13 protein-coding genes are annotated in these 13,454 nt (G+C 51.3%); 9 read left to right on the top strand and 4 right to left on the bottom strand.

Annotated features, from left to right (window positions below):
• Positions 1-38: 38 nt before the first annotated feature.
• The 5 genes from glmU (at position 39) to ACHZBF_RS17175 (ending at position 5,920) form a co-directional block, all read left to right on the top strand.
• On the top strand, positions 39-1,403 hold the full coding sequence (gene glmU / locus ACHZBF_RS17195) for a bifunctional UDP-N-acetylglucosamine diphosphorylase/glucosamine-1-phosphate N-acetyltransferase GlmU (RefSeq protein WP_029132225.1): 1,365 nt from the start codon (positions 39-41) through the stop codon (positions 1,401-1,403).
• Positions 1,404-1,618: 215 nt separating this feature from the next.
• Entirely contained in the window at positions 1,619-3,445 is a 1,827-nt protein-coding gene (gene glmS / locus ACHZBF_RS17190; RefSeq protein WP_029132226.1) for a glutamine--fructose-6-phosphate transaminase (isomerizing), read from the top strand.
• Between the two features lie 255 nt (positions 3,446-3,700).
• A complete protein-coding gene (locus ACHZBF_RS17185) occupies positions 3,701-4,342 on the top strand; it encodes a hypothetical protein (protein ID WP_321529109.1) in 642 nt (213 codons plus the stop codon).
• A gap of 1 nt (position 4,343) precedes the next feature.
• Entirely contained in the window at positions 4,344-4,883 is a 540-nt protein-coding gene (locus ACHZBF_RS17180) for an ImmA/IrrE family metallo-endopeptidase (protein ID WP_321529108.1), read from the top strand.
• Entirely contained in the window at positions 4,883-5,920 is a 1,038-nt protein-coding gene (locus ACHZBF_RS17175) for a beta family protein (protein WP_321529107.1), read from the top strand. Before ACHZBF_RS17180 ends, ACHZBF_RS17175 begins: the two co-directional genes overlap by 1 nt.
• A 22-nt stretch (positions 5,921-5,942) precedes the next feature.
• On the opposite strand, the gene ACHZBF_RS17170 is transcribed toward ACHZBF_RS17175, so the two are convergent.
• Positions 5,943-6,575: a sce7726 family protein gene (locus ACHZBF_RS17170; protein WP_321529106.1), complete on the bottom strand. Its 633-nt coding sequence runs from the start codon at positions 6,573-6,575 to the stop codon at positions 5,943-5,945.
• 316 nt (positions 6,576-6,891) lie between these two features.
• Here ACHZBF_RS17170 and tnpA point away from each other — a divergent pair, with 316 nt between their 5' ends.
• From tnpA to ACHZBF_RS17150, 4 genes are all read left to right on the top strand, one after another.
• On the top strand, positions 6,892-7,188 hold the full coding sequence (gene tnpA, locus ACHZBF_RS17165; protein WP_321528840.1) for an IS66 family insertion sequence element accessory protein TnpA: 297 nt from the start codon (positions 6,892-6,894) through the stop codon (positions 7,186-7,188).
• Positions 7,188-7,544 (top strand): IS66 family insertion sequence element accessory protein TnpB, encoded by a 357-nt coding sequence (tnpB, locus tag ACHZBF_RS17160; RefSeq protein ID WP_321528839.1) that lies wholly within the window; start codon positions 7,188-7,190, stop codon positions 7,542-7,544. Before tnpA ends, tnpB begins: the two co-directional genes overlap by 1 nt.
• Before the next feature lie 24 nt (positions 7,545-7,568).
• Positions 7,569-9,146, top strand: coding sequence for an IS66 family transposase (gene tnpC, locus ACHZBF_RS17155; RefSeq protein WP_321528838.1), 1,578 nt, complete (start codon positions 7,569-7,571; stop codon positions 9,144-9,146).
• A 223-nt stretch (positions 9,147-9,369) separates the two neighbouring features.
• Positions 9,370-11,892, top strand: coding sequence for an EAL domain-containing protein (locus ACHZBF_RS17150; RefSeq protein WP_321529105.1), 2,523 nt, complete (start codon positions 9,370-9,372; stop codon positions 11,890-11,892).
• Between the two features lie 265 nt (positions 11,893-12,157).
• Here ACHZBF_RS17150 and ACHZBF_RS17145 read toward each other — a convergent pair whose 3' ends face one another.
• Genes ACHZBF_RS17145 through soxY form a run of 3 tightly spaced genes read right to left on the bottom strand, consistent with a single transcriptional unit; the run spans position 12,158 to position 13,439 of the window.
• Positions 12,158-12,625, bottom strand: coding sequence for a hypothetical protein (locus ACHZBF_RS17145; protein WP_037374630.1), 468 nt, complete (start codon positions 12,623-12,625; stop codon positions 12,158-12,160).
• Positions 12,626-12,638: 13 nt separating this feature from the next.
• Positions 12,639-12,953, bottom strand: a complete 315-nt coding sequence (gene soxZ / locus ACHZBF_RS17140; RefSeq protein ID WP_273440312.1) for a thiosulfate oxidation carrier complex protein SoxZ — start codon at positions 12,951-12,953, stop codon at positions 12,639-12,641.
• A gap of 18 nt (positions 12,954-12,971) precedes the next feature.
• Positions 12,972-13,439: a thiosulfate oxidation carrier protein SoxY gene (gene soxY, locus ACHZBF_RS17135; protein ID WP_321529104.1), complete on the bottom strand. Its 468-nt coding sequence runs from the start codon at positions 13,437-13,439 to the stop codon at positions 12,972-12,974.
• Positions 13,440-13,454: the final 15 nt, after the last annotated feature.

Genomic DNA, 13,454 nt, shown 5'->3' with positions numbered 1-13,454 from the left:
ACCGGCCGACCAGATCGCGAATTTTAAGAGAGATAACTATGAAGCTGGGTGTTGTGATCCTTGCCGCAGGACAAGGGACAAGGATGAAATCTTCACTGCCCAAGGTGTTGCACCGCATCGCCGGCCGGCCGCTGGTGGGGCACGTGATAGACACCGCCAAGGCGCTCGGCGCGGACAAGGTGGTGGTGGTTTACGGCCATGGCGGCGATCAGGTACAGCAGGCGATTAATGATCCAACCCTGGTGTGGGCAGAACAGGCCGAACAGCTCGGAACCGGTCATGCGGTCGAGCAGGCAATGTTCGCCATGGCCGATATGGACCGGGTGCTGGTGCTCTATGGCGATGTTCCCCTCACCCAGCAAACGACCCTGAACAGCCTGATTCAACAATCCCACGATACCGCGCTGGCGCTGCTCACCGTCACCCTGGACGATCCCGCCGGTTATGGCCGTATCGTGCGGGTCGAGGGGCATGTCACCCGAATTGTTGAACAGAAAGATGCCTCGGAAATCGAGCAGCGTATCCGAGAAATCAACACCGGCATCCTGATTGCCGACCGGGCGCGGCTCGCCGGCTGGCTCGGGCGGCTGGAGAGCAATAATGCCCAGGGCGAGTTTTATCTCACCGATGTCGTGGCGATGGCAGTGGATGAAGGCGTTGAGGTAAAGACCGCGCACCCCGTCGACAGCTTTGAAGTGGAAGGGGTGAATGACCGGGTTCAGCTCGCCACGCTGGAGCGTCGACACCAACAGGTGCAGGCGGAACAGCTGATGCGTGAGGGGATCACCCTGCGTGATCCGGCCCGCTTCGACCTGCGTGGCCGCTTGCAGCATGGACAGGATGTAGAGCTGGATGTGAATGTGCTGATTGAGGGCGAAGTTACCCTGGGTGACGGCGTGCGGGTAGGTGCCAATACGGTGATCCGCAACAGCCATATTGCCGATGGCGTCTGGATCAAGGAGAACTGTGTGATCGAGGACTCGGAGGTTGGCGCGGACTCCATCATCGGTCCCTTTGCCCGGCTGCGCCCCGCCACCACGCTGGCGGAGCGGGTGCATGTGGGCAACTTCGTCGAGATCAAGAAGAGCGACGTGGCCGCCGGCAGCAAGATCAACCACCTGAGTTATATCGGTGATACAACCATCGGCCATTCAGTGAATATCGGTGCCGGTACCATCACCTGCAACTACGACGGGGTGAACAAGTTTCGCACCGTGATCGGCGACAACGCCTTTATCGGTTCCGATACCCAACTGGTGGCGCCGGTTGAGGTCGGTGCGGGCGCCACCATCGGTGCCGGCTCCACCATCACCCGGGATGCCCCGGCAGACACCCTGACCCTGAGCCGCGCCAAGCAGCTCAGCCTCAAGGGCTGGAAGCGGCCGGAGAAGCAGGGCGACTGACCGGGGCGGTCTGCTTGGCCCGAATCAGGTAGGAAACCATTGCAGTTTTGTTCTAATGGTATTCAAAGCGTCCCTTCTCCCTCGGGGAGAAGGACAGGACGAGGGGATTACAGCCGATGGCGATAGCCATTCAGAACCCGTTCTTCCTACGCTACGTCATGAACAAGCGGTGAGCAGACTCAGCGTCCTCACCAGAAAGAAAAGGAAAACCAACCATGTGTGGCATCGTAGGCGCCGTGGCGCGGCGAAACATTACCCCCATCCTGATCGAAGGACTACGTCGACTGGAGTATCGCGGCTACGACTCGGCCGGTATCGCCATACGTGACAGCTCAGGCCGCATCCAGCGCATCCGCTCGGTGGGCAAGGTCGCCTCCCTGCAGCAGCGCATGGAGGAGAACCCCATCGCAGGCGAACTGGGTATTGCCCACACCCGCTGGGCCACCCACGGTATGCCGGCCGAGCGCAACGCCCACCCTCACATGAGCGGGGAGCAGGTCGCGGTGGTGCATAACGGCATTATCGAGAACCATGCCGAACTGCGCGAAGAGCTCACGGCCAAAGGTTACCGGTTCAGTTCCGAGACCGATACCGAGGTGATTGCCCATCTGCTGGCGGATGCCCTGAAGGCGGGGAACGACCTCTGTGGGGCATTCAGGTCGGTGGTTGGCCGCCTAGTGGGTGCTTACTCCCTGGCGGTCGCCAGCCCCGATGACCCGGACCGCATTGTGGTGGCCCGGGCCGGCTCGCCGCTGGTGATCGGTCTGGGCGAGGGGGAGAATTTTGTCGCCTCCGATGTGTTTGCCCTGCTCACCGAGACCCAGCGCTTCATCTTCCTGGAAGAGGGTGACCTGGCCGACGTGCGGCGTGAAGGGGTGCAGGTGTTCGACAGCGAGGGAAATCCGGTGGAGCGTCCGGTGGTCTCCTCCAAGCTGAATCCGACCGCCACCGACAAAGGCCCCTACCGCCACTACATGCTGAAAGAGATCTTCGAGCAGCCCGCCGTGGTGGCCGAGACCCTGGAAGGACGCATCCACAAGGGCCGCCTGCTGGAGGAGAGCTTCGGCTACGAGACCAAGGCGCTGCTGGACCGGACCCGGCGCATCCAGATCATCGCCTGCGGTACCTCCTACCACGCCGGCATGGTGGCCCGTTACTGGTTCGAGGAGGTTGGCATCCCGTGCAATGTGGAAGTCGCCAGCGAATACCGCTACCGCAAATCCGTGGTGTCGCCGGATACCCTGTTTGTCACCATCTCCCAGTCGGGGGAGACCGCCGACACCCTGGCCGCCCTGCGCGGCAGCCGGGAACAGGGCTACCTCGGCAGCCTGGTGATCTGCAATGTGCCGGAGAGCTCTCTGGTGCGCGAATCCGACGTGGCGTTGATGACCCGAGCCGGACCCGAGATCGGCGTCGCCTCCACCAAGGCGTTCACCACCCAACTGGTCGCCCTGCGGCTGCTGGTGCTGGCGCTGGCACGTCGCCAGGGAGTCGACCCGGAACAACTGACCGAATGGGTGGAGGAACTGCACGCCCTGCCCCGCCAGATGGAAGTGGTGCTGCAACTCAATGATGAAATTGAACAGATGGCCGCCGGCTTTGCCGAGCGCAGCCACGCCCTGTTCCTGGGGCGCGGCCCCTTCTACCCCATCGCCATGGAGGGGGCGCTGAAACTCAAAGAGATCTCCTACATCCACGCCGAGGCCTACCCCGCCGGTGAACTGAAACACGGCCCGCTGGCCCTGGTGGACGCCGAGATGCCGGTGGTCTGCGCCCTGCCCGATGATCCGCTACTGGAGAAGGTTCTCTCCAACCTGCAGGAGGTGCGCGCCCGTGGCGGTGAGCTGTTCCTGTTCAGTGACAAACGGGTGAAGATCGAGCTGGACAACTACCAGAGCCTGACCCTGGACGACATCTGCCCCACCACCGCCCCCATCGTCTACACCGTGCCGCTGCAACTGCTCTCCTACCACGTCGCCCTGCTCAAGGGCACCGATGTGGATCAGCCGAGGAATTTGGCCAAGTCGGTGACGGTGGAGTAATTATCATCGGCTATTTAGATAATGTACTTCAGAAGCGATATTGTCCGCATCTTTGAAGTTAAGGCTATCAAATTGAGTTATTTCCTTAGCTATAGGATAACTTTAGATCAGATGCTCTAATCTTAGATTATGTTCTATTTATGTTCTGTTTAGTATATTATTTGGGTCGTAGTGCCTCTATATGAAGGGGGTGCAATCGACTCTCGAATTCATAAGGGTGTTAATAGCACTCAAACAAGGAAAGGCAAAACTAAGGTGGTAAAAGGAATATTAATATTAATCGGTAGTGCTCTAGGTACTACATTGTTCTTATTTGTAACTTTTTTCTTTATAGGTGGGGACGCCATAGAGCTCACAATTTTAAATGCGCATGGCTATTTATTTAATTCCCCGGATGGTGGCCAAGTTCCTGTTTCAGATGCTATTCAAATAAAAAATCTGATAGAAAAAGGGTATGTTGTTAACACAGGCGATTTAATTAGTGATATTAGTAATTTCTATTCAGGAATTATTGAATTTTTGGTTGTAATTATAGGTATTCTTGGTGTTGTTGCTTTTATGTATGTGCGGGCAGGGTCTGAGTCTGTTGCTGAAGCAAAAGCAAGTGAAGTAGTTAAAAGGTTTTTTGAATCACAGGCTTTCTATGACTTGTTAGATGACCAGACGAATAAGAAAACTAAAGAACTTAGAGAGTCGCTAAAGTCCGATTTAGTTCTTCTTGAAGAAAGTATGGAGCAGATTGGCAAGAGTGGAGACCGCTTAGATGAGATTAAAAATTGGAGTAAGAAGTTAGAAGTTCGTTTGAAAGTGATTGAAGATAAATTGTCTTTGATCGACAGTGATGAGATGGAGGGTTCAAACGAGCACATTACGATTAGTAATGAAGGAGAGAGTTAGTATGGCTGTTATGAGGCGGAAAAATCCAAGAAGGGTTGCTCCTGTGCGCGATATATCTCGCTGCAGCTCCGCACGGGAACTTATCTCATTGGCGAAAAGGCATGGATTAAACGATCTTCCATTGGATATCGATGGTCTGATTCGGATCCTGAATATTCGTATACGTCGCGAAGCGTTGGATGATGAAACTTCAGGGTACCTAAAGAGAATGGATGGGCATTGGGTAATTGGTGTGAACAACCTGCATCACCCACGTCGCCAGCGTTTTACTCTGGCACATGAACTTGGACATTTTGTTTTGCATCAAAAAAATGGACGTGAATTTGTCGATAAAATTCTTTATCGAAATATGGATAGTAATCCTGAAGAGGCAGAGGCAAATGCATTTGCAGCAGATTTGCTAATGCCAGAAGATGAGTTTCGCCAATTTATTTCTCGTGGTTCTGATCAAGTGGAAGAAATTGCTTCGCGCTTTAATGTATCTGCATTAGCTGTTAGGATCAGGGCCAAGAATTTAGGTTTTTCTGGTCATGGTTTGTAATGGAATATATACGCCCTACTTACGTACCGATTATCAAATCAACTGATGCTGAGCTAAAGGGATATTCCTATCTAGGAGAAGACGTAAAAGCGGCGACTACTCCTGTATTTGAGCTTACACGATCTAGGCGTTCTAAAAATGCACCTGATGGAAATATTCATCGCAGGATGGAGCAGATATCAGAAATAGTTAAAGATATTCCATTCATATTGGATTTAACCGCCCATGAAGATCTCTCTAATGATCAGATCGATGATTTATTGGATGAAACCGGCGGGTTCCAAAACTGGATAGAATTTCTTGGTGAATATCCGGATCTAAATATTGTTCCGGCAATTCATTTCTATGAAGATACCCATGAAAGTGTAATAAAACAAGAAGTTCAGCAGCTACTTTCTAATCACACAAAGTTAGCTCTTCGAGTACAACCAGACGACTCATCTATAAATGATTATCTTGAAATCATAAGATCCGTATTAACTAGCGATGATCAGCTGATTTTGGTATTTGATGCTGACTATATAATCGAAGAAGAATACCAGAAAATTTTAGAACAGATTGTCGAAAGATATCAGGATCTACCAGTAGGTTTTGAACCTTGGTCGATTGTTGTGTGTGCTTCTTCTTTTCCAGCGTCGGTTGTTCAACTGTCCGGCTGTTATGACGATCACGGTACTATCCCATTGTTAGAAAAAAAGCTACATTTAGATTTGAAAGGAAAAGGGTATTGGATTTGCTATGGGGATTATGCGTCTGTTCACCCTAAAAGATATCAGGCTCGAGGAGGAACATGGGTTCCTCGCGTAGATATTTCCCTGAATGACTCAATTATCTACACTCGGTACAGAAGACAAGCTGGGGGTTATGTTAGAGCAGCAAAAGAAATGATTGCCCACCCGCGCTATTCAAGTTTTGACTGCTGGGGACATGAACAGGTGAGACAAGCAGCTGAAGGAAATCCAGGCGGATTAAGCCCTTCATTTTGGATCGCGGTCCGGATGAATATTCATATGTCTAAACATTATATCGCTACATAATCAAACTAATGCATATTAGGTTCTAATTAGAGATAGTTTGAGAAGTTTTTTTTAAGAGCAAGAGATCTTCTTCTACAGTGACTTTTCCTCTCTCTGATAAAAATTGATTATTGGAAGGTTGGTATTTATTGACTAAGTATTTTCTTACTGCGGGATACAAATGGTCATACTTTATTTTTCCTTCAATATTTTCCCTAAAATCATTGATGGGAAGGTTTATAATGAATCGATATGAAAGCGTTTTTTCCTTTATAAGGGATGCTAGGGAGTTCCGGTCCAAATAATCAAGTAAAAACTTCACTTTAATTTTCTTTCTTCTCCTTGCCTTTCGAATTTTCGTGACACCTCGTTCGGTGATCACATAGATACCAAATTTACGACTAATGTTTTGTACATTTTTCAGGTGGCTTTTGTGGCAAATGACATAAACGGAATGAAAATATTTATCGTAATCCTTCAGTTGTTCAGGCAATTTATCTAAGCTATCTTTTTCGCTTTTTATTTCATAGGCTTCAAGATAATCCCCAATAGTCACCAGATCCGCACGTCTGCTACTATCAGCGAATGACATCTCGTTTACTATCAGTGCGTCAGAATTTATTAATCCATTTAGAAGGAAATCGATAAATTTTACTTTGATAGCGGATTCACGCATAACGCACATTATAATGTCTAGAATCGAAGAGATCAGTAGGTAGCGTCAAAAATTTTTTGCACTTTTCTTGACGGTGACTCTGCGGTTGCGCGGTAATTGAATCCTCAAGGTCCTGTGGTAATCTCCCCGGAAAATAGTGGTATTCCCACAGCGATTGCCCATCCATGTTGCGTTTCGATCTGGTTGACCCTGTTTGTTTAAGAAAGTATTGTGCATATTACTTGGCCAACATATGTAAGCGATCAATAAACCCCATCTATTTTTTTAGGCGGCCTCTCCTCTATGCTGCGACCTTCAAATTCATGGGGAGAATAGAATGGATAGTGGAGAGAAAGCAGTCTTTTGGAAAGCGCATTTTTCCGATTGGAAACAGAGCGGGCTGACCCAGCAGGCCTACTGCAAACAACATGATCTGAAGTTTTCCACATTCGGTTACTGGCGCAAACGCCTGGCCACACCGGCTGTGGCCGGTAAACTGATTCCTGTTATGTCCAATCGCCATGTTGAGACAATGATTGTGATATCGGTCCGGGGTCTGCGCCTGGAGGTGCCGGTTGGTTCGCTGGAGCAGGTCTTGCCGGTAGTTCAGCGCAACCTGCTGGGGGCACGGTGATGTTGCGCCCATCCGAGTCGGTACAAGTGTACCTGTATGCCGATCCAGTGGATATGCGTAAATCCATTGATGGTCTGTCGGCCTTGGTCGAACGGGAGATGGCGCTATCACCCAATATCCAAGCCCTGTTTGTTTTCTGTAATCGCGGCCGTGATAAGATCAAGATGCTGTGCTGGGAACGTAATGGTTTCATTGTCTGGTACAAGCGCCTGGAACGGCAGCGTTTCAAGTGGCCGTCGATGAACACGGATGCGCCCTTATCACTCAGCGGTCAGGAGTTAAACTGGCTCTTGGATGGTTTTGATATCTGGAACAACAAACCCCATCAACGTGTGTATTTTGACTCGGTAATCTAGGCATTATGCGGTAAAATAACCGCCATGAAAGCTGCTGTTGGAAACCTGCCTGATGATGTTGGCGCACTGAAGAAAATCATTGCTGAGCAGCAGTTAATGCTCAGCAACCAAACGCAGAAAATCAGCCGTAAGGAACGGCGCATTGCCCTGCTTGAAGAGTATATTCGTTTACAGCGCCATCGCCAGTTTGGCACCCGTAGTGAGAAGGTATCGGAACAAGCGGAACTGTTTGATGAGGCCGAGCTGCTGTGTGAGGAAAGCGAGGCGCCTGCTGACGAAGTACCGGCCAGCCAAAGTCGGCCGTCTACCGCCAAGCAAAAGCCGCGTGGACGCAAGCCCCTGCCGTCGGAACTGCCGCGTATCCGCATCGAACATGATCTGCCAGAAGCCGAGAAGACCTGTCCCTGCGGTTGTCAGCGCACCCTTATCGGCGAAGAGGCCAGTGAACAGTTGGATATCATTCCAGCCCAGGTGCGGGTACTGGTCCATGTGCGTAAGAAATACGCCTGTCAGACTTGCGAGGCGGGTGTGCAACTTGCGCCGTTGCCGCCACAGCCGATTCCTAAGAGCAATGCCAGCGCCGGTCTGTTAGCCCATGTGGCGATTGCCAAGTATCAAGATGCTTTGCCACTGTATCGTCAGGAGCAGATCCTGCAACGGAGTGGTATTACGTTAGGGCGCAATACCCTGGCTGGCTGGATGCTTAAATGCGGCACCTTAGTCCAACCGCTGCTGAATCTGCTCAACGATCAACTGCTGTCAGGGCCGATCATCCATTGTGATGAGACCCCGGTACAAGTACTCAAGGAAGAAGGCCGATTACCCCAGAGCAAATCCTACATGTGGGTGCGTGTCAGTGGCCCGCCAGATAAGAAGATCGTGCTTTATGACTATGCCTCAAGCCGCAGCGGAAGCGTTGCCGAACAACTCCTGGATGGCTTTGAAGGTTATCTGCAAACCGATGACTATGCCGGTTATCACGCGCTAGGCAAAACCCAGGGCATCACGCCATTGGGCTGCTGGGCACATGCACGTCGGAAGTTTATCGAGGCACAGAAGGCAGCGGCACCCCAGGGCAAAAAGCCCAAGGCGGGCAAGGCGGATATGGCGTTAAGCCATATCAGTAAACTTTATGATATCGAACGCCGCATCAAGGACGAGCCACCGAAAGTACGTCAACAGGTTCGCCAGCAGGAGAGCGTGGCGGTGCTTGAGCAGCTCCGCGTCTGGCTGGATAAGACCTTGCATCATGTACTGCCGAAAGGTGCTCTGGGAAAAGCCCTGGGCTATCTGGACAAGAACTGGGACAAGCTGACCGTTTATACCAAAGATGGTCGTCTGTCGATCGATAACAATGTCGCTGAGAACGCGATCCGCCCCTTTGTCATTGGCAGAAAAAACTGGCTATTCAGTGACACAGACCGAGGTGCCAAGGCCAGTGCGGCGCTTTACAGCCTGATCGAAACTGCGAAGACCAATGGACAGGAACCTTATGGTTATCTGAAACGGATTTTTAAAGAGCTGCCTGCGACACAAAGCCTGGATGAGATCGAAGCGCTGTTACCGTGGAACTTGAATGGTGACAGCTTAGTGAGGACGTGATTCTGCTGCAAGACGGGGTTTAATGACCGCTTACCAACATATTGAAAAGTATGGACGCAAAGTCTCCGGCCTAACAGAAACTATCCTAGCCGGACTGCAATATAGTGTTTACCCTATGACTGCCTTTCCCCCGCCGTCGCTGAAAAGATAAACCTACAGTCTACCTACCAAAAAGTAGCATTCTGCGAGAGGTATTCTGTGGCGAAACAGGATGGGAGGACCAATGTTGGGCAATAGCAGTATTGGAGAAGCCATACGGCCGATCTTTATCCCGACCATTACGCTGCTGAACCGCATTGGGTTTACCAAAAAATTTACCCTGCTGTGGCTGATGTCGTTGGTGGCGATTGCCGTAGTGGTGTACAGCCTGTTTGCCAGCCTTGACCAGGTTATCCGTTTATCGAAACGGGAGCTGCAAGGCTTGGTGCTGATTGAGCCGGTTTCCCGAACCATACAGTACCTCCAGCAACACCGCGGAATCTCGTCTGCGCTGCTCGGGGGAGCCGATATTATGGAGGGCAGGCGAGCCGCCAAGGAAAGGGAAGTCGCAGATGCATTCAGCGTACTGGAAAGAAAATTACCTGCCCACCTGATCTCCAGCGAAGGCTTCCGGCATATCAAGGCGGAATGGGAGCGGTTACGTATAGATGGTCTTCACAAATCGGCGTATGGGAATTTCACCCAACACACCCGCTTGATCGAGCAGGTCCAGTTATTCAAGGAGCTTATTGCTGATGACTATGCGCTGATCACGGATGCGGAACTCGCCACGTTCTATCTGATTGATACGACCGTCAACAAAATTCCGCACGTAGTTGAACACCTCGGCCAGCTCCGTGCATACGGAACCTTCATTCTGGCTGCCAAACAGATTACCGAACGCCAGATAATCACCATACACAACCTGATTGCTGAACTTGAAAGTACCCACCGTGAAGTCTCGAACCGAATCGATAAGACCAGTTATTACACCCCGACAGCGGAGATATCACTCAGGGCGGCACATACGGGTATTGACGATTCAACGACGCAGATAATCAAACTCGTGGAGTCAGATATCCTCACCGGCAACTTTGTTACCCCCCCGGAGATATTCATGGATATGGCCACCACCGAGATCAACAATGGCTACGCGCAAATGCACCAGGTGCTGATGCCCGCTGCCAAAAATCTTATTGAGGAGCGTATTGCCAAGGCAAAAAATACGCTATATCTGAGTGTTGGCAGTGCCTTGCTACTAATGCTGCTGATAGTCTATATCTCGGTCAGTATCTACTACGCCATTATCGGCAATGTCAATTCGTTGATTCATTCAGCACGCGCATTTGCCGAAGGCGACCTGGACCAGAGAGTCAAAATCGACACACGTGATGAGCTCAGCCTGGTAGGCGATGGCCTTAATGCCATGTTTGAAGCGCGCAAGCAGGCTGAACAGGAAATCCATCAGTTGGTCTTCTATGATCCGCTCACTCACTTGCCGAATCGCCGCCTGTTGTTGGATCGTTTACAGCAGGCAACAGCGATCAGCACACGCAGCGGCCGACATGGCGCAGTGCTGTTTCTGGATCTGGATCTGTTTAAAAAGATAAATGACACAAAGGGTCATGCGATGGGTGACCTGATGTTGGTCGAGGTCGCACGCCGGTTGCAGTTCTGCGTTCGTGAAGGTGACAGCGTGGCACGGTTGGGTGGTGATGAGTTCGTGGTAGTGCTTGAAGATCTGAGTCTCCTGCCGGATGAGGCCGCCACTCACGCTGAAATCGTTGCAGAAAAAATCCGCGACGAGTTGAGCCGGCCATATATGTTGGAAGGTCAGGAGCACCATACTACGGTGAGTATCGGCATTGAACTGTTCCGCGCCCATAACGAAAATTTGGGAAATTTGCTTAAGCATGCCGATGTGGCCATGTACCAGGCCAAAGCGGCGGGGGGCAATACCGTTCGCTTTTTTGATCCAAAGATGCAAGCGGTGCTGGACACGCGTTTAGCCATTGAAACGGATTTACGACAGGCGATCGCCAAGCAGCAATTCCTGCTTCAATACCAGATACAGGTTAACAGTTGTGGCAAGACAATCGGCGCGGAAGTGCTGTTGCGTTGGAAACATCCCGAGCGCGGATTTGTGTTTCCTGACCAATTCATTCCGCTGGCCGAGGAAACCGGATTGATTCTGCCGATAGGGCTATGGGTCTTGCAGACTGCCTGCGCCCAGCTCAAGGCCTGGCAACAAGACGCGTTGACCCAAGACTTGATACTGGCAGTAAACGTTAGCGCAAAACAGTTTCACCAGGCTGATTTTGTCGCCCAAGTGCGACGCGTATTGCTGGAAAGCGGTGCAAAACCTTCCCACCTGAAGTTGGAACTGACCGAGAGCACCGTGTTGGGAAACATACAGGAAGCCATTGCCAAGATGCGCGAAATAAAGCAGCTCGGCGTGAACTTTTCGATGGATGATTTCGGCACCGGCTACTCGTCGCTAGCCTATCTGAAACGCCTGCCGCTGGATGAGGTCAAGATCGACCGCTCCTTCGTGTCCGACATCACCACCGACCAAAGTGATGCTGCCATCGTACAAGCCATCATAGGGATGACCAAGGCTCTGGGGTTGAACGTGATTGCTGAAGGGGTTGAAACCAGGGAACAGATGAACTTTCTAACCAAGCATGGCTGTCACGCCTTTCAGGGCTACTTGTTTGGCAAGCCAGTACCGCTCAAGGAAGTTGAAGCATTGTTGCAAAAGGATTAACTACAATTGAGAGCCCGGAGAAGCTCTTCGCCATACAGCGAATTTATTTTTTCAGTTTAAGTCGTCTGAGTGATTTATTTACAACTAAAAACGGTGGCATTATTTGCCTGATCGAAGCCCTCACTCAGTCGCCAGTCGCCCTGCTCCCACAGCTTGAAAAAAGCCGGCCCCGCCAATTGGCAGAAGCCGGCATCAAGTGTTGGATGGATTTACCTCAAACCTGACTCTCCTTTTTGGGTATACAGCAAGATTGACAAGGCCGCGCTTATCGAAGCCGGTCCACCTGGTAGATGGCATGGCAGGCAACACAGTGTTTTGTCAGCTCTGACAACTGTCCCACGGTGTGTCCCATGTCGCCCATCGCTTCCGCGTCCATAGAGATTGCATCGAACGTGGTATGTACCTTCCCGGCCAACTGCTTGAAGGTTTCAGGCAGTTTGGCCACCACGTGGGGTGGAATTTCGTTTGCCGCTCCGCTGCCCATCGTCCTGGCGGCGCTGGCCACCTGCTCCATGTCGTCACGCGCGAGCCCGTCCAGAATGGATTGCATGGCGACGACGAAGTTGCGCATCTCCACCAGAACCAGGTGACGCTCGTCGGCCGGTAGTGCGAGCATGGCACGGGTGTCCGGATCCTCCAGGGTACCGCTGTTTTTGACTTCTGAGTGTGATGTGTTGAATGCCAGTGTCATCAGGAAACCACTGAATACCGCGAATATAGCCTTACTTCTCATTACATCATCCTCATCAGTTAACGACGGCGTCTGCGCTGCCTGACTGGCCAGTATTGTCGGTCCAGTTCACGGTAATCCTGTCGTTCGGCTTCATATCACTCAATTTAAAGCCGTAAAACGGGTTCTTGGAGAGGCCGCCGGTGCAGCGTGACACCAGAGCCTCTTCACCGTTGACCAAAATTATGAACTGATTGATAAAGTGGGCCGGGATCTTGTTGCCTGATTGTGGGTTAAGCCGGAGGCCATTCTCCATCGGATGGTTGATAATTACCTTGACGTCGACTACGCCATTTTTATTCTTCACACGAACCTTCATTGTGTTACTCATATCGGTTTCCTTTACTGTTTAGCCGCCACAACCGCCAATAGTCACCTTTACCTCGCTGCTCGCGTAGTAAAATTGACCGCCGGCCTTGACGATTGCGCGTACCTGGGAAGTTTTGGCCATTTTGATTCGTGTCGAAACATAAGGCTGGGCCTTCTTGGAATAGTAGTATTCTGCAATCAATGGGTGCGGGTTATGATCTGCGATCAGCGCTATGTACTCGGTATCAGGCAGATTACTGGTTACGGCAACCGAAACCATGGATCCATTGCTGGCAATGTCCGGTGCCTTTATCTTGATATCGCTGGATTGTTTTGCACCTGCTGCGCCGATCTCGGACAGCACCCCCTCGACGTTTGAAGCAGAAAAGCGTCCGTCGCTTCCGGGTAGTTCAACCGCGTTCGCCATGTTCACACCCGTCATGGCAACAAGGCAGCTACCGCCCCCTATAGCCAGTGCCTCTATGAACTCTCGCCTGTTGTAATTCACTCTAGTACTCCTCTT

Origin of the sequence: Sedimenticola selenatireducens (assembly GCF_963675335.2) — a bacterium.
In the GTDB taxonomy this organism is placed as follows: Bacteria; Pseudomonadota; Gammaproteobacteria; order Chromatiales; family Chromatiaceae; genus Sedimenticola; species Sedimenticola selenatireducens.
This window is presented reverse-complemented; position numbering and strand designations above follow the sequence as displayed.